We start from the raw sequence: 18,198 nt of genomic DNA on the forward strand, positions 1-18,198 counted from the left end.
GGCCGGGAGGTCGTCGGCGGAAGGGCGATAGGGCTGTGATGGGCGGAGCGGGGAAGCCAGGTGGCGCTGTGGCCCGAGATGGTCGGCGCAGGATGACGGCGCTGCGCGCGGAGGACGAGTTCCTCGCGGAGCGCAAGGACCGCTTCAGCGGCGCCGTGATCGGAGCGCTGGCCGGTGATGCGCTGGGGCGTCGAGTGCGGCATCTGCCGTGGTCCGCGATCGAGGAGGCCTTCGGGCCCCGCGGCGTCACCGAGCTGGCGGGGAGTCCGCCCGGGGAATCGATGTCGGACGGCGCGGTCGCGATGGCGCTGACCCTCGACGGGATGATCAAGGCGGACCGCGCTCTGCTCGCGGGCGCACCGGACCCGCTGATCGAGCTGGGTCGCGTGTACGAGGCGTGGGCGAGCGGCGGTGCGGCAGCGGGGCGGCTGGCGTCTCAGCTGCCGGAGCACCTGGTGGGTTCGCGGTACCTCCCGCAGCTCCGGGAAAGGCTCGGGCAGGAGGATCGCTTCCGGAGCGATCTCCCGGAGGTGAGCCCGCTGTACTCGGCGATCCCGATGGGGTTGTGGGGGGCGCATCCGGTGGCCGTCTTCGAACTCGTCGACCGGGTCATGGGCTTCACCGGTGAATCCGAGACGACGGTGGGCGCGTCCCGAGCAGCCGCGGTCCTGATCCAGCAGAACATCATGACCGGGCAACACGTCCGCGGTTTCGGGCAGGTCCTCGAAGCGGACCGGCGCCACTACCCCGCATCGCTGCGGAAGTCGCTGGAAGCAGCGGAAACGCTGGCGCGTCGCGCCATCACGCCGGAGCGGATCGAGAGCCTGGGGACCGGCGAGGACCCCGAATCGGCGCTCGCGATCGCCGCGTGCGCGGTGCACGCCGCCGAGATGGACTTCGACGAGGCGGTGCGCATCGCGGTGAACCACTCCGGCGACAGCGCGATCACCGGCGCTTTGGCCGGGGCGATCATGGGGTCGAGCTTCACGGGGCAGGACAGGATCCCGGTCCACTGGGCGAGTGGATTGATGAGTGCGAAGGTGCTCGTCAAGCTGGCCAACGACGCTGGTGAGCAGTTCGCGGAGAATCCGCGGGACGACGCCGAGTGGCACCACCGGTACCCGACCACGGCGCAACCGCCGGAAAGCCCGAGGCGCGAGGTGCGGGTCTCGGAGCGGGAGGAGTTGTTCCTCCGGCACTGGCGGGACTTCTGGTGGAGCGGCAAGCCGTTCTCCGGGTCGGATGCGGGCGACGCGTTCCCGCGTCTTGCTGAGGAGGCCCTCGGTCGGGAAGCCCTCCTCGTTCGACACCACAGGGTGCGCGAGCTGTGGGAATCGCGGCGGGCACAAGGGCTGCCGTCGCCCTCGGAACTTCCGACGGAGCAGGTCGTGCCCACCGTTCCCAAGCCGGGGGAGGTGACGGGGGATGAGGAGCGCGTGCTCGCGGCGTTCCGGGAGTTGATCGGCGATCCGCTCCGGCACCTCCGGAAGGACGTCGGCTTCCTGCGGTTCTTCGGTGGTCCTCACGAGCCGGAAGTCGGCTCGGAGGACGACCGCATGCCGTTCTGGGACAACTGGCCGGAGTCGGCGATCGGGTTGCGCGGCATGTTCTTCGGCGGGGCTGCCGGGGACGCGTTCGCCACGGCGGTGGGTGATGCGCCGCTGGAAAGCCTGGTCGCCGAGCACCGCGCGGGCGCGCTCGCTGCCACTGCCCTCGGGGCGACGACCTCCCGGACCCGGCTCGTGCTGTTCATGGCGGAGGCCATGAACCGGGGGCATGCCACTGCGAGGATTGCGGGCCACGCGGACATCGACCGGCTGGTAGGCGACGCTTATCGGCGGTTCCTGCAGGTCGCGGGGCGACGTGCGGGGAGCGGTGGTGGCTGGTTGGTGGACAACGAGGTGGTCCGCCAGCCGCATCCGGTGGATGCGGAGTTCGTCGACGCGTGCCTGGGTTTCGTCGAGTCGCGGGACTTTCCGGGAGTGGGCTCGGCTGCCGGTGTTCTGACGTACGCGGCGCCGCTTTCGCTGTTCTGGGACCGGATGCTCGGCAAGTCGCGAACCCCCGACGGGCGTCATGAGAAGCTGCGGATCTTCGCGCACGCGGTAGCGTCGCTCACGCACGCGTCCGAGGTCGAACGGCTCGCGGTCGCCGTCCTGAGCGCGCTGGTCCGGATATCCTCCTCACCGCATCCGCTGCTGCGTTCGGTGGGGATCATGCACGGCGATCTGCGGGGAGTGGCCGAGTACGCACCCGTGTGCGACGTGCTGGACCGCGTGGTCCGACTCCACTCGGATCCGGACCGCGACCCGGTCGGGGACGTCGCGGTCCTGGCCGACCACTACGATTCGACGACCGCGCTCGGCGCGCTTGCGATCGGCTTGTACGCGGGCGTCCACGGAGCGCGCCAGCGAGAAATCGCCGACGCGTTGCCCGAAGCATTCGCGGTGTCGGCACTGCACGACGGGGACCGGCATGCGACCGCAGTGGTGTGCGGGCAGGTCCTCGGGATGGTCCGCGGCCCAGGTGCGCTGCCTCGCCGGTGGATCGACCAGCTCGACCTCCGCGACGTGCTCGCGGAAATGACCGATGACGTGATCGTCGGCGCCGGTCCTCGCGAGCCGGGGGAGCAGTGGTACGCCCGATACCCCGTGGCGGCGAAGGATTTCTCGGGAACAGATGCGGGATCGCCCGAAGAGTGGGGACGGCGCGTGCCCACCGAGCCCGCGGCGTTGCCGCGCGAGGTTCGGGTGGTCGTCGAGCGGTTGGGCGGGCCTGCTGCCGCCGATTCCGGGGCGGGGCGGAACCCGTGGGACCTGGCGTTGGTGCGGCGGGCGTTCGGGCGCAGCGGTGATGGGTTCTGCGAGCCCGTGAAGGGTTCCGCGCCGCGCCTCGGTGATGTGGCGCTGGTGCACGGCGTCCGCGCGCACTTCGGGGCTTCGGTGCGGGCCGCTGCCGCCGCCGACCGGCTCGCCCGGGGCGGGGCGGGGACGTCCGCGCCGGTGGGGATGCTGGTGTTCTGCCTGGACGCCTTGGTGCGCGCGGAGACGCGGCAGCGGACCGAGGGGATCGTCGATCCGCGCGGCACGGCGCTGTTCGGGTTGCTGCGCTGGCGGCACGCGCTGGGCGTGCCGTGGGAGCGGGTCGCTCCCGGCGCTGCGGAGCCGAGCGGGTGGCTGCCGTCCCGGGCGGTCGCTCCCGGTGATCCCGATCCGGTGTGCGAAGGGGCCTTGGCCGAGTTCGCCGCGGGCGGCGGGACGCTGCGGCGGCCCGTGAACCGCGCCCGCTCGTCCTCGGCGGTGCTGCGCGCGCTCGGTCTCGCGACCTGGTCCGACGAGCCCGGCGAGGTGTTCGCGGAGGCGGTGGCCAACGCGCTGCTCACCCACGGCCACCCGGACGCGTTCCTGAGCGCGGGGGCGTTCGCCACCACCGCGCAGGTGCTGCTCGCCGGCGGGGACCTCGACGACGCGATCGCCGTCGTGGCCGACGAGCTGACCAGCTGGCCCGGGCACGAGGACGTCCGCCGGGCGCTCGACGGCACCGCACCGCACGGCGACGGCGCCGCCCCGGACGTGCTCGCGGTGGCGCTCGGCGCGGCGCGGGAGCGGTTCGACGACGCCGAGGCCGCCGTCCGGCGGGCGATCGAGCTGAACCCGGCCGCCGCGCCCCTGGTGGGTGCGATGCTGGCCGCGAGCCGGGGCGAGCCGGAGGGGTGGCGCGTGGACGCGTCCCTCCGCGAGGTGCTCGACCGGCTGGCCGCCGACGTCGTCGCGACCCGCGTCGGCTCGCCCGACCGGCGCTGGGACCAGAGCTGGGTCGCCGACTACCCGGCGACGTGAACGAAGGTGGGGGAATGGACCGGCAGGCAGACCAGCGGCGATTGCTCCGGGCGTGGGAGGAGATCACCGCGCGTCCGGCGCTGCTGCCGCTGACCTGGTTCCAGCACGTCGACGAGGTCGACCGGAACGCGGCGGCCCGGGAGGCGTTCCGGCCCGGCGGACGGCCGCCGGAGCCCGCTCCGCGGGAGCAGTGGGACCGGACCCGCTGGGGCCGGGCGCTGGGGATGCTCGTCGGCGGCGCCGTCGGTGACGCGCTCGGCTCGCTGGGCCCGGCGTCGACGCCGGAACTGCTGGACGCCGTGCGGGCTCGGCGCGGTGCGTGGATGGGAACGGGCGAGGGCTTCGGCGCGGTGCTGGCCGCCGCCCGGTCGGCCGTCGGCGGCGAGGCCCCGGCGGCCGGGGCGCTGGTCGCGGCGGTGCCGGTGGCGCTGGCCGGGGCGGGGCTCCCGGAGGAGGAGGTGTTCCGCCGGGCGCTGGCCGCCGCGCGGCCGTGGGGCGAGGACGCCGCTAGCAGCGCCGTGCTGGCCGTGGCGCTGGCGGGCGCGCTCGCCGACGGCGGTACCAACCTGGCGCGGCTCACCCGGGCGCTGCTCGCCGAGGAGCACGTGGACGGCGGCCTCCGCGACCGCCTCGACGCGCTGGCCGAGATCGGTCGCCGCTGGGACGCGTGGTCGCTGGACGAGGCCCTCGCGCGGCTCGGCGACGGGACGTCCGGGGCCGAGGTCGTGACCCGGGCGCTGCTGCTCGCCCACCGGGTGCCCAACGGCGGTCGCGCCGTGCTGCACGCCGCGACCCTCGGCGGACCCGACGCGCTGATCTGCGGGCTGCTCGCCGGTGCCCGCGCCGGATCCGGCACCTTCCCGCACCTGTGGCGCCGCGCGCTCGCCCGCGGCGCCGACGTCGAGGCGGTGGCCGCCGACCTGTTCGCCGCCTTCGGCCCCGACGGTCCTCGGCCGGCGGAACCGTCGCCGAGCGCGCCGGAACCGCAGGGGACGCGGGGAACAGCACCGCAGCCGGAGGGGGATATGAGTCAACCGCAGGGTACGGAGATGACCGCGCTGGAGCAGGCGATCGCTCGGTTCGCCGAGCAGGCGCCGATCGAGGACGTCTACCGGGAGTTCCTGGTCGCGGATCTGCTGGTGGTCACCGGGCCGGGTTCGTCGCATCCCGCGGACTTCCAGTTGGAGGGGCAGCAGAAGCCGCAGATCTGGGTCTGCACCGGCCCGAGCGCCGTACCGGACATCGGGGGTCCGGGCTCCGGCCCGGAGACCGCCCGGGCCACCGGGTACCGGCTGCTGCCGCTGCTCGCCGAGCGGAACGTGCGCATCCATACCCAGGGCGACCAGTCGGACCTGGTGATCGCCGGCTCGCGGGCCATCGAGGTGTCCGCGCCCGAGATCACCGATGCGCTGCGAGCGGCGGCGGGCCGGGGGCCGGGGAGCTGGCTCCCGGTGCCGGACCCGATGTATCGCGATGCGGCGCAGGAGGACGTCCCCGGGTACGCGGTCGTCGGCGAGTTCTGGGTCGCCGAATCGGGCGTGGTCACCGACCGGTACCGGCCGAACCCGGACTACCGGCCGAGCCCCGCCACCCTGGGCTTCCCGCAGCCGGAGAACGAGCTGGAGAAGGTCCTGCACCTGTGGGCGACCGGTCATGCGTCCGACAGGTCGATGCTCCTGGCGGTGGCGCAGTCCGAAGTCGTGTTCCTCGCGCACGAGGACGGAGTCCCGGCGGCCTTGCCGTTCGGCGGGAAGTCCGCGCTGGCGGCGGGCTCCAGCGCCAAGTACATCCCCGCCGCCGAACCGAAGGTCGGGGCCGCCGTCGCCCAGCTCAAGCGCGCCTTCGAGGACGTCGACCTGGTCATCGACGTGGGTACGCGCCACCAAGCCGACATCGGGGGGACGGTGCTCCTGCGGGCCTTCGACGAGCTCGCGGCCGAAGAACCCCGGCCGACCAGCGCTCCGGCGCAGCCCGCCCCGCAGCAGTCCGCGCCGCAGCCGCCGCCGGATGCGCACGAGCGGTTCATCGGGTCGATGGTGGCCGGGGCGATGGGGGATGCCCTCGGCTACGCCGTGGAGTTCCACGACATCGGGATGATCCGGCGGCAGCACGGGGAGTCCGGGGTGACGGGGCCCGTCCTGCGGGACGGGGTGGCGGAGATCTCCGATGACACGCAGATGATGTTGTTCACGTTGGAGGGGCTGATCCGGGCGCACGTGGCGCGGCGGATGGAGCCGGTGGACAACGACCCGGTGCCGGAGGTGCAGCACGCGTACCAGCGGTGGTTCCACACCCAGAACCAGCCGTGGGAGCGGGCGGCCGGGCCGTACGGGGTGCACCTGCGGGTGCCGGACGGGTGGCTGATCGGCACCGAGGGGTTGTTCCGGAACCGGGCGCCGGGGAGCACCTGCATGGCCGCGTTGGCGCGGTTCGCGCAGACGCACCAGCACGCGTCGCCGCGGCACCGGATCAACGATTCCAAGGGCTGCGGTGGGGTGATGCGCGCCGCGCCGGTGGCGGTGTGGTCGAACGACCCGGCGGAGGTGTTCCACGCGGCGGTGGGGACGGCGGCGCTGACCCACAGCCACCCGAGCGGGTACCTGTCGGCGGGTGTGCTGGCGGTGATCGTGCACCAGTTGATCCGGGAGGTGCCGCTGCCGGAGTCGGTGCGGTTGGCGCGGGAGCTGCTGCTGCGGTGGCCGGGCCACGAGGAGCAGTTGGCGGCGCTGGACGCGGCGGTGGAGCTGGCGCGGCGCGGTCCGGTCGCTCCGGAGGAGCTGACCGAAGCGCTGGGGCAGGGCTGGGTCGGCGAGGAGGCGCTGGCGATCGGGTTGTACTCGGTGCTGGCGACGGGCGATCTGCGGTCGGCGCTGCTGCTGTCGGTGAACCACTCGGGGGACTCGGATTCGACGGGGATCGTGTGCGGGAACATTGCCGGGGCGTTGTACGGGGCGCGGGCCGTTCCTGCGGAGTGGTCGGCGTCCCTGGAGCTGCGGGCAGTGGTGGAGGCGGTGGCTGGTGATGCGCTGGCCGAGTTCAGCCCCGGTGCGCCGACCGACCCGGAATGGACCCGCCGCTACCCCGCCTGGTGACCACGAGGAGACATCGCGATGACCGACGCTCAACCCGGCGTCCGGCTGACCTGGGCCGACCGATTCCGCGGCGCGATGCTCGGCGGTGCGGTCGGGGACGCCCTGGGCTCCGGCGTGCGGACCGCGACGACCGGGGAGATCCAGTCCTGGTTCGGCCCGCACGGCGTCGCCGACTACCTGCCGGTGTACGGCAGGCGCGGCGCCGTCACCGACGTGACGCAGCTCGGCGTGTTCACGCTCGAAGGGCTGCTGCGCGCGAAGGCCGCCAACCCGGGCGGTGCGGCGCTGAACGCCGCGTTCGTGCTGACCAACCACCTGCGCTGGCTGCACACCCAGGGCGTGCCGTGGGAGTTCGCGATGCGCGGCTGCCTGCCGAGCGATCCCGCGCCGAGCGGGTGGCTGCTGGAGCGGCCCGAGCTGTACTCCACCCGCAACCCCGCCGGGTCCACGCTCGCGCTGTTCGGCCGGATGGCCGACCGGTCCCCGTTGGCCGGCCCCGACGGCCTGCTGCGCCCGGTGGCGCACGTGGACGGCCTCGCGGAGGCCGCGGCCTGGTCGGGTGCGGCGGCGGTGTGGTCCACCGCGCCGGAGCAGGTCTACGCGGCGGGCGCGTTGATCGCCAACCTGTCCACCTCGGGCCCGAACGCGGTGGGCGCCGCGGGGCTGCACAGCGACGTGCTGGGCCAGCTCGTCCGGGGCGTCCCGCTGTGGGACGCGGTGGGTGCCGCGGACCAGCAGCGGCTGGGCCGCGCGTACCCGATCCAGGGGGTGCCCGCCGACGTGCGGCGGACCGTGCACGCGGCGATGTTCGTCGGCCAGCGCGGCGCCGTGCCGATGCCGAGCGACCTCGACGTCGAGTTCGACCTCGCCGACAAGCCCGGTGAGCTCGGCATCGCGCTGGCCGCCGTGGGCAGCACCCGGACCTTCGCCGACGCGGTGCGGGTGGCCGTGAACCACTCCGGCGACAGCGCGGTCACCGGCGCGCTGGCCGGTCAGCTCGCCGGGGCGCTGCACGGCCCCACCGCCATCCCGCCGCGCTGGCTCGACGAGCTGGAGCTGCGGGAGGTCATCGAGGTCCTCTGCCAGGACGCCGCCGAGGCGTTCGCCCCGCCCCGGCCGCCGCAGTGGGCGCAGCGCTACGTGCCCGGACCGGTCGGCGGTGTCCCCGGCCTCACCGCCGGATCGCCGGGCACGGTCGAGGGCTCGGCGGAGCGGACCACCGTGCTGCCCGCGATCGGCGCCGAACCGCAGGCCCCGGAGGACGACGCCCCCACCCCGCCGCGCGGGATCGGCGCGCCGACCTTCCCGGCCCGGCGCGGCGCCGCGGACGTCGAACCGTCCAGCACCGGCCCGATCCCGGTGCCGTGGCTAGGCCGCGAACCCGCGGACGCCACCACGGTGATCCCGATCGTCGACGAGGCGCCGGACGTCGCGGAGCCGTCCGCCCGGATGCCGATCGACCTCGCCCCCGAACCGGACCCCCGGCCGTCGTGGACCGAACCCCCGGCGGCCTCGGACGCGCCCGCGCCGCAACCGGCCGAGGACGACGGCGCGAGCGACGCACCCGGGGAAGCGGCCGGGGACGACGTCGGGGAGGCGGTCGCCGCCGCGCGGGAGCCCGTCGTGCCGGTCGTGGGCTGGGACGCGGCCTCGGTGCCGAGCGCGCCGCCCGCTGACGAGCCCGACGAGCCCGCGCCGTCCGTGGCGCCGTGGCGGACGCCCCCCGCCGGTGCGGCCGAGCGGAGCCGGGAGGAACCCGCGCTCGCGGTGGTCGGCTGGGACCCGTCATCGCCGGTGCTGCACCAGCCGTCCGCCGAGGACGGGCCGGCCCCGGAGGGGTCCGCGCCGTCGGTGGCGGACCGGGCGCCGGGCGAGCGGTTCGCGGAGGCCGGGCTGAGCGCGGCGGAACCCGTCCGGCCGGTGGTCGACTGGGCATCGGGTGAGCCGTCCGTGGCGGCCGAGTCCAACCCGGAGGAGTCCGCCCGGTCGGCGGTGGACCGGTCGCGGGAGGAGCCGTCCGCGGCGGCCGACGCGGCGGAGTTCGCGTCGTCGGTGCCCGGCCGGGTGCCGGGTGAGCCGTCCGCGGAGGTCGGGCTGAGCGGGGAGGAGTCCGCTCGGCCGGTGGCGGACCACGCGCCGGGTGAGCCGTCCGCCGAGGCCGGGCCGCCCTGGGCGGAGCCCGTCCTGCCGGTGGTCGGCTGGACGTCGGGTGAGCCGTCCGCGGCGGCCGACGTGGCGGAGTTCGCGTCGTCGGCGGTGGACCGGGCGCCGGATGTGCCGTCCGCGGAGGCCGGGTCGGCCCCGGAGGAGCCTGCCGGGTCGGTGGTGGACTGGGCGCGGGAGGTGCCGTCCGCGGCGGCCGACGTGGCGGAGTTCGCGTCGTCGGCGGTGGACCGGGTGCCGGGTGTGCCGTCCGCGGAGGTCGGGTCGGCCCCGGAGGAGCCCGCCGGGTCGGTGGTGGACCGGGTGCCGGAGGTGCCGTCCGTGGAGGCCGGGCCGCGCTGGGCGGAGCCCGCCCCGCCGGTGGCGGACCGGGCGCCCGGTGAGCCGGTCGCCGGGTCGTCCCCCGAGGAGCCGAACCGGTCGGTGGCGGAGGAACCGCGTGCCGAGGCCGAGCCGGACCACGAGCCCGCGGCGGAGTCGTCCGCCGGGGCGGACGAGCCGAGCCGGGAGGAGCCCGCGGTGCGGGCCGAGCCGGACGGGTCGACGCCGGTCCCGCCCGCCGAGCCCGCGGCGGAGCCGTCCACCGAGGCCGAGCAGGACGTCCGGCCCGAATCGTGGCCGACCGGCGCGGCACCGGACCCGGTGGAGGAGCCCGCTCCGGAGCCGCCCGCCGCCGAGCCCGAGGGCCCGGCGGAGCCGTCGGTCTGGTCGGCACCGGCGTCGAGCGCCGAACCCCGGCGCGCGGCGGAGTCCGACCGGTCCTGGTTCGACCCCCCGGCGGACCCCCCGGCGGACCCCCCGGCGGACCCCCCGGTGGAGGCCCCGGCGGAGGCCGCGGTCCCGCCGATCACCCGCGGCGGGCATGCCAAGGCCGAGGGACCGGACGCCGCGGCGCCGTCGCTGACCGAACGCGTGCTGGGCTGCTTCCTGGGCGGCGCGCTGGGCGATGCGCTCGGGGCGGACCTGGAGTTCCGCACCGCCGAGGAGATCGGCGCCCGGTTCGGCCCCGAGGGGCCGCGCGGGCTGCCCGAGTCCTACGGGGTGCGCGGGGCCTTCACCGACGACACCCAGATGACGCTGTTCACCGCCGAAGGGCTGATCCGGGGCAGCGCCGCCCGCCGGATGCTCGACGTCGCCGACCCGCTGCCCGAGGTCCAGCACGCCTACCAGCGCTGGCTGCACACCCAGGGCGTCGACTGGGACGCCGCCGCCGGGCCGTTCCTCGCCGAACGCCCGGTGCCCGACGGCTGGCTGATCGAGGTCCCGGGCCTGTTCAAGACCCGCGCGCCGGGCAAGACGGTGTTCCGCGCGCTGACCCGGTTCGGCGACGGGCACCCGCCGGGCTCGTTCACCGAGCCGGTCAACGACTCCAAGGGCTGCGGCGGGGTGATGCGCGCCGCGCCGGTCGCGCTGTGCTCGACGGACCCGGCCGAGGTGTTCGAGCTGGCCGCGCGCACCGCGGCGCTCACCCACGGCCACCCGGCGGGCTTCCACTCGGCCGGGGCGCTGGCGGTGATCGTCCAGCAGGCGCTGCTCGGCCGGACCCTCGACGACGGGGTGTGGCTGGCCTTGCAGGTGCTGGAGACGTGGCCGGACCACGAGGAGACCAGCGCGATGCTCAAGGCCGCCGTGGACCTCGCCGGGTCCGGGGTGCCGACCCCGCGGCAGGTCGCCGAGGTCCTCGGCGGCGGCTGGGTCGGGGAGCAGGCGCTGGCCATCGCGGTGTGCGCGGCGCTGGTCGGCGGCGAGGACGTGGCGCTGGCGCTGCGGGTCGCCGTGCACCACGACGGCGACAGCGACTCGACCGGGGCGATCTGCGGCAACATCGTCGGCGCCCTGCTCGGCGTCGGCGCGCTGCCGGTGGACTGGCTGGCCGAGCTGGAGCTGCGCGACGTGGTGGAGCAGATCGCGCTGGACTGCGTGGCGGAGTTCGGCCGGGACGCCTTCCAGCCGGGGCACTCGGCGATCGACCCGCCGACCGACGAGGACTGGCAGGAGCGGTACCCGGTGCGACCGCAGTGGTCGGCGCCCGCGGAACCGGCCCCGGCGGCCGAGTTCCCGGCGCCCAAGCCCGCGCCGCGCCGGATCAACGGCGTCGTCTACCACGACGCGTTCGAGGGGGAGAAGCAGTGATCCTGGGCACGGTGATTCCGGGCGCGTACGGCTACAGCGCCGCCGCGGGGGAGCCGCGGCCGTTGCTGGAGATCCGGGACGGCGCGGCGGTGGTGGAAGGCGATCCGGAGCCGGATCCGCACAACTCGGTGATCTTCGTGGAGCAGGCCGAGCCACCGCGCCCGGTCCGCTCCCGGTTCCCCGCCCGCGCGGGCTTCGGCGAGGTCCCGGACCGCTCGGCGGCGCACGACGGGCTCGTCGAGCAGCTCACCGAGGCGGTGCGCGCAGAGCTGCCCAGCGGAGCGGTGGCTGCGGGGGTGGAATGCCTGGCCCTGGGCACCCGCATCGAGGTCACCGGCGAGATCCACGCCGATGGCGAGGTCCACCCGTGGGTGGTGCCGCAGCAGGTCGTCGACCTGCTCCGCGCGCTGCGCGCCGTCGACCACCGGCCGGACACCGGGGCCTGGACCCGGGCTTCGCTCGTGCTCGATCCCCACGACCCCGGCCTGCGCACCGACGCCCCGGCGGTGCAGTGGAAGGGGAGGCCGCTGGACGGCCGCGACTGCTACGAGGAGCTGCGCTACTTCCCCCGGCTGGACGCCCCGGCGTGGCTGCTCGAACGGGCCTGGCGGTACTTCTGGGAGCACCGCCACGACGAGCCGGAGCCGGAGCCGGTCCGGATGGTGCGGGTCTTCGAGGGCCGCGACGCGAGCGGTCGCCCGGTGGCGCACCGGCCCGCGCTGCCCTGGACGGAGAAGCAGCAGGTCCTCGACTACCTGCACGACGGCCAGGTGCTGCTCAGCGCACCCGGCGGCGCCGAGGACGAGCTCGACCCGGAGCAGCCGCCGGTGGTGCCCAAGCAGTTCCACACCGACGGCACCTGGGTGTGGCCGCTGGCGATGGCGCACTACCTGGCGAACCACGACGTCGCCCCGCCGCGCGACTTCCTCGACCACATCCGGCACGCCGGCTACCGGGCACCCGAGGTGGTCGCCGAGCGGGCCGCCGCCGAGGCGAAGGCGCTGGTGCTGGGCACCGAGGTGCAGGAGGCGGTCGACCCGGCCGAGGTGATGGGGCTGGCCCAGGACTTCATCGGCGTGATGGGCATGGGCCGCCGCTTCTACAGCTTCGAGGGCCCGGTGGAGGGCGGCTGGAGCATGGTGCGCGGCGCCGACGGCTGGTGGCAGGTGTTCTGCACCCACCAGGGCGAGCGGCAGCTCGAATCGCGGTTCCCCGACGTGCACCCCGCCGCCGCGCACCTGGTCGGCGCGATGGCGCTGGGCCGCCCGCAGTTCCTGCGCGACCCGGAGGAGCCGCTGGAGGACTTCGAGTGCACGGTCCGGCCGCTGCCGGGGGAACCGCCGCTGGCCGCCCTCGACCGGAAGTTCGAGGTCGTGCTGCGCGCCGGGGGCGAGGTGGACCGCTTCGGGCCGCCCACCGGCAACACCGCCTTCGCGGCGGGCACCACGCTGCCGCAGCGCAGCGCACCGCCGGACCGGCAGCCGGGGGAGTACCGGCGGTACCGGGTGGTCGAGGCGCTCACCGCGGTCACCGGCACGGTCCGACCCGACCACGGCCAGGTCGGCGGGGGCACCGCCTACGTGCTGCCGCGCTCGATGGCGGAGCTGGTCGAAGGCGGCTGGCTGGCCGAGCTCTGAGCCTGGACTCCGAGCCTGGGCCGGGCGTCCTCGCGCGCGGACCCGCGGTGCCGGACACCCCCGCCGACCCGCGGCGCCGAGCGCCGGACCGGGTCGGCGTGGCGTTGCTCACCCGCGCCGGTCCGGGCCCCGGGGCGGGTAGCATGGCGGGTGCGCCGACGGCGGGTCTTCGACGCCGGGGTGATCGAGCAGGTCAAAGGACCCCCCGTTTTGACCCTCTGAAAGTCGGCCCGGTATCTTTGTTCATCGGACCCGACACCATATCGGGTCGATCCGCATGCCCGTGCGTGGCGTGGCCGTGGCGAGCGTTGTCTCGTTCGTGGTCGCGGCTGCTCAGGCGGGACGTGTGGAACTCTCCTGAGCCCACTGGGGTCATTCCCGTTGGGACGCCACCAGCGCCGCGAGGCCGCGCCGCAAGGCCGAGGAGTGGGCGACACGCCCGACCTCGTGGTACGGGAGGGGTCCAAGTACACAGTGCCTGACAGGTGCTCGACGCCAGGGCACGCCGAAGCTCGAACGAGCGCTGCTTGGACGAGTACCCAGAAGACGCGAACGCTGACAGAAAGCCGGTCCATGCCCACCATCCAGCAGCTGGTCCGTAAGGGCCGCCAGGACAAGGTCGCGAAGACCAAGACCGCGGCGCTCAAGGGGAGCCCGCAGCGGCGTGGCGTGTGCACCCGCGTGTACACCACCACCCCGAAGAAGCCCAACTCGGCACTCCGCAAGGTTGCCCGTGTCAAGCTCTCCAGCGGCATCGAGGTCACGGCCTACATCCCGGGTGAGGGGCACAACCTGCAGGAGCACTCGATCGTGCTCGTTCGCGGCGGCCGTGTGAAGGACCTCCCCGGCGTCCGCTACAAGATCATCCGCGGTTCGGCCGACACCCAGGGTGTGAAGAACCGCAAGCAGGCCCGCAGCCGGTACGGCGCGAAGAAGGAGAAGAGCTGATGCCCCGCAAGGGTCCGGCCCCGAAGCGGCCGCTGCACGCCGATCCCGTGTACGGCTCGCCGCTGGTGACGCAGCTGGTCAACAAGGTCCTCACGGACGGCAAGCGCTCGCTGGCCGAGCGGATCGTGTACGCCGCCCTGGAAGGCTGCCGGGACAAGACCGGTACCGACCCGGTCGTCACGCTCAAGCGCGCCCTGGACAACGTGAAGCCGACCCTGGAGGTCCGCAGCCGCCGCGTCGGTGGCGCGACCTACCAGGTGCCGATCGAGGTCCGCGCCGGCCGCTCCACCACCCTCGCGCTCCGCTGGCTGGTCAACTACTCCCGCGCCCGTCGGGAGAAGACGATGGTCGAGCGCTTGATGAACGAGCTGCTTGACGCGAGCAACGGCCTCGGGGCCAGCGTCAAGAAGCGCGAAGACACGCACAAGATGGCGGAGTCCAACAAGGCCTTCGCGCACTACCGCTGGTGACGTCGGGTCGGCTCCTGCCCGCCTCGGCCCACCGATTCGACGGCTTGCATCCGCTGTAGGAACGGGGAACAAACTCGTGGCACGCGACGTGCTGACAGACCTGACCAAGGTCCGCAACATCGGCATCATGGCTCACATCGATGCGGGCAAGACCACCACCACCGAGCGGATCCTGTACTACACGGGGATCACGTACAAGATCGGTGAGGTCCACGACGGCGCCGCGACGATGGACTGGATGGAAGAGGAGCAGAAGCGGGGTATCACGATCACCTCGGCTGCTACCACGACCTTCTGGGGCGACAACCAGATCAACATCATCGACACCCCCGGGCACGTCGACTTCACCGTCGAGGTGGAGCGGTCGCTGCGGGTGCTCGACGGTGCGGTCGCGGTCTTCGACGGCAAGGAAGGCGTCGAGCCGCAGTCCGAGCAGGTCTGGCGCCAGGCGGACAAGTACGAGGTCCCGCGCATCTGCTTCGTCAACAAGATGGACAAGCTCGGTGCGGACTTCTACTTCACCGTCAAGACCATCGAGGAGCGCCTCAACGCCCGCCCGCTGGTGCTGCAGCTGCCGATCGGTGCCGAGTCCGACTTCCAGGGCGTCGTCGACCTGGTCCGGATGAAGGCGCTGACCTGGCGCGGTGAGGTCAAGAAGGGCGAGGACTACGCGGTCGAGGAGATCCCGGAGGACCTCGCCGAGCTCGCCGCGACCTACCGCGAGCAGCTCGTCGAGGCCGTCGCGGAGTCCGACGAAGAGCTGATGGAGGCCTACTTCGGTGGTGAGGAGCTGACCACCGAGCAGATCAAGGACGGCATCCGCAAGCTCACCGTCAACCGCGAGGCCTTCCCGGTCATGTGCGGTACCGCGTTCAAGAACAAGGGCGTCCAGCCGATGCTGGACGCGGTGGTGGAGTACCTGCCGTCGCCGCTGGACGTGCCCGCGGTGCAGGGCCTGCTGACCGACGGTGAGACCACCGCCGAGCGCAACCCGAACACCGAGGAGCCGTTCTCGGCCCTGGCGTTCAAGGTCTCGGTCCACCCGTTCTTCGGCAAGCTCACCTACGTCCGGGTCTACTCGGGCAAGATCGCCCAGGGCGCCCAGATCGTCAACTCCAGCCGGGGCCGCAAGGAGCGCATCGGGAAGCTGTTCCAGATGCACTCCAACAAGGAGAACCCGGTCGACGAGGCCCAGGCGGGGCACATCTACGCCGTGGTCGGTCTCAAGGAGACCACCACCGGTGACACGCTGTGCGACGCCCAGAACCAGATCGTCCTGGAGTCGATGACCTTCCCGGCGCCGGTCATCGAGGTGGCGATCGAGCCCAAGACCAAGGCGGACCAGGAGAAGCTCTCCACGGCGATCCAGAAGCTCGCCGAGGAGGACCCGACCTTCCAGGTCAACCAGGACGACGAGACCGGCCAGACCATCATCAAGGGGATGGGCGAGCTCCACCTGGAGGTCCTGGTCAACCGGATGAAGACCGACTTCAAGGTCGAGGCCAACATCGGCAAGCCGCAGGTCGCGTACCGGGAGACCATCCGCAAGACGGTCGAGAAGTACGAGTTCACCCACAAGAAGCAGACCGGTGGTTCCGGTCAGTTCGCCCGGGTGATCATCGCGCTGGAGCCGATCGAGCAGACCTCGGAGAGCGCCACCTACGAGTTCGAGAACAAGGTCACCGGTGGCCGGGTGCCGCGGGAGTACATCCCCTCGGTGGACCAGGGCGCCCAAGACGCCATGCAGTACGGCGTGCTGGCCGGCTACCCGCTGGTCGGCGTCAAGGTGACCTTGCTCGACGGCCAGTACCACGAGGTCGACTCCTCGGAAATGGCCTTCAAGGTCGCGGGTTCGATGGCGATGAAGGAGGCCGCCGCCAAGGCGTCCCCCGCGCTCCTCGAGCCGATGATGGCGGTCGAGGTGACCACGCCCGAGGAGTACATGGGCGACGTCATCGGCGACCTGAACTCCCGCCGCGGGCAGATCCAGTCCATGGCGGAGCGCAGCGGAACCCGCGTCGTCAGCGCACTCGTCCCGCTGTCCGAGATGTTCGGGTACGTCGGCGACCTGCGTTCGCGGACGCAGGGGCGGGCGAACTACTCGATGTCCTTCGACTCCTACGCCGAGGTTCCCTCGAACGTGGCGAAGGAGATCATCGCGAAGGCGACGGGCGAGTGAGGATCCGCGCGGGGAGGGGCTGCCGTCACCAGCGGCGCCCCCGCCGCGCGGGTTCTGCGCCCTCGGGGCCACGCGCCCAACGCTGAGCAGTCGAGTCATCGCTGCGAAGGCGACCGGGGAGCAATCCCCTCAGTTCGGCGGTGGACGGGCCGCCTCCCCGACGCGGGGAGCGGCCCTTCCGCCACCTACCCGACAGGACTCCGCCTGGCACATCAAGTCGTACGGCGGAAAGTCAACAAGTCCAGGAGGACAATCCAGTGGCGAAGGCGAAGTTCGAGAGGGACAAGCCGCACGTCAACATCGGGACCATCGGTCACGTTGACCACGGCAAGACCACGCTCACCGCGGCCATCACCAAGGTGCTGCACGACAAGTACCCGGAGCTGAACCCCTTCACGCCGTTCGACGAGATCGACAAGGCGCCGGAGGAGAAGGCCCGCGGCATCACGATCCAGATCGCGCACGTGGAGTACCAGACGGAGAACCGTCACTACGCCCACGTCGACGCCCCCGGCCACGCCGACTACGTGAAGAACATGATCACGGGTGCGGCGCAGATGGACGGTGCGATCCTCGTGGTCGCGGCGACCGACGGCCCGATGCCGCAGACCCGCGAGCACGTGCTGCTCGCCCGGCAGGTCGGCGTCCCCTACATCCTGGTGGCGCTGAACAAGTCGGACATGGTCGACGACGAGGAGATCATCGAGCTCGTCGAGATGGAGGTCCGCGAGCTGCTGTCCTCGCAGGAGTTCCCGGGCGACGACGTGCCGGTGATCCGCGTCTCCGCGCTGAAGGCGCTGGAGGGCGACGAGACCTGGGCGCAGCGGATCCTGGACCTGCTCGACGCGTGCGACGCGAACATCCCGGACCCGCAGCGGGACGTCGAGAAGCCGTTCCTGATGCCGATCGAGGACGTCTTCTCGATCACCGGCCGCGGCACCGTGGTGACCGGCCGCATCGAGCGCGGCGTCATCAACGTGAACGAGGAGGTGGAGCTGGTCGGCATCAAGGACAAGTCGACCAAGACCACCGTCACGGGCATCGAGATGTTCCGCAAGCTGCTGGACAACGGTCAGGCCGGTGACAACGTCGGTCTGCTGGTCCGCGGCATCAAGCGCGAGGACGTCGAGCGCGGCCAGGTCGTCGTGAAGCCGGGCACCACCACCCCGCACACCGAGTTCGAGGCTCAGGTCTACATCCTGAACAAGGACGAGGGCGGTCGGCACACCCCGTTCTTCAACAACTACCGTCCGCAGTTCTACTTCCGGACCACCGACGTGACCGGCGTGGTGACCCTCCCCGAGGGCACCGAGATGGTCATGCCGGGCGACAACACCGAGATGTCGGTGCAGCTCATCCAGCCGATCGCGATGGAGGAAGGCCTCCGCTTCGCGATCCGCGAGGGTGGTCGCACGGTCGGCGCGGGTCGCGTCGTCAAGATCAACAAGTGAGTCGGTAAGGGGCCCGTCCCCCCTCGCGGGGGACGGGCCCCTTGCGGTTCGCCGGGGGCTCCGCCGCCGGTGGACCACCCCCCGAGTGGGAGCGGCGTACCAGGTATGCCATCCTGTACGGGTTGCTCGTTGTAGGGCGGTCGGATTCGTCCGGCCCGGCTCCGGCCCCGGTCTTCGACCGGACGGGGCTCGCGCCGCCGCCCGACCCGGCTTGAGTTCATCTCGCGTCGGGCCAGGGTCCGGCCGCACTGCTGCGAGAGCCTCCACGCCCTGAGTTCGGGTCAGG

At 73.2% G+C, this 18,198-nt stretch carries 8 protein-coding genes; all 8 read left to right on the forward strand.

Translation table 11 applies throughout. The features are described 5' to 3' along the window. Positions 1-68: 68 nt before the first annotated feature. The 8 genes from ABD976_RS04535 (at position 69) to tuf (ending at position 17,912) form a co-directional block, all read left to right on the forward strand. Positions 69-3,839, forward strand: coding sequence for an ADP-ribosylglycohydrolase family protein (locus ABD976_RS04535; RefSeq protein WP_345357551.1), 3,771 nt, complete (start codon positions 69-71; stop codon positions 3,837-3,839). A 14-nt stretch (positions 3,840-3,853) separates the two neighbouring features. Next, positions 3,854-6,931: a type VII secretion system-associated protein gene (locus ABD976_RS04540; protein WP_345357554.1), complete on the forward strand. Its 3,078-nt coding sequence runs from the start codon at positions 3,854-3,856 to the stop codon at positions 6,929-6,931. A gap of 18 nt (positions 6,932-6,949) precedes the next feature. Then, positions 6,950-11,227, forward strand: coding sequence for an ADP-ribosylglycohydrolase family protein (locus ABD976_RS04545; protein ID WP_345357557.1), 4,278 nt, complete (start codon positions 6,950-6,952; stop codon positions 11,225-11,227). 11 nt (positions 11,228-11,238) lie between these two features. Further along, positions 11,239-12,864 (forward strand): TNT domain-containing protein, encoded by a 1,626-nt coding sequence (locus ABD976_RS04550; RefSeq protein ID WP_345357560.1) that lies wholly within the window; start codon positions 11,239-11,241, stop codon positions 12,862-12,864. A gap of 573 nt (positions 12,865-13,437) precedes the next feature. Continuing rightward, positions 13,438-13,812: a 30S ribosomal protein S12 gene (gene rpsL, locus ABD976_RS04555; protein WP_188986588.1), complete on the forward strand. Its 375-nt coding sequence runs from the start codon at positions 13,438-13,440 to the stop codon at positions 13,810-13,812. After that, positions 13,812-14,282, forward strand: coding sequence for a 30S ribosomal protein S7 (gene rpsG / locus ABD976_RS04560; RefSeq protein ID WP_345357568.1), 471 nt, complete (start codon positions 13,812-13,814; stop codon positions 14,280-14,282). Before rpsL ends, rpsG begins: the two co-directional genes overlap by 1 nt. A 76-nt stretch (positions 14,283-14,358) precedes the next feature. After that, positions 14,359-16,461 (forward strand): elongation factor G, encoded by a 2,103-nt coding sequence (gene fusA / locus ABD976_RS04565; protein WP_345357571.1) that lies wholly within the window; start codon positions 14,359-14,361, stop codon positions 16,459-16,461. Between the two features lie 257 nt (positions 16,462-16,718). Further along, positions 16,719-17,912, forward strand: a complete 1,194-nt coding sequence (gene tuf, locus ABD976_RS04570) for an elongation factor Tu (protein ID WP_345357574.1) — start codon at positions 16,719-16,721, stop codon at positions 17,910-17,912. Positions 17,913-18,198 lie beyond the last annotated feature (286 nt).

Source organism: Saccharopolyspora cebuensis (genome assembly GCF_039542665.1).
Taxonomy (GTDB): domain Bacteria; phylum Actinomycetota; class Actinomycetes; order Mycobacteriales; family Pseudonocardiaceae; genus Saccharopolyspora; species Saccharopolyspora cebuensis.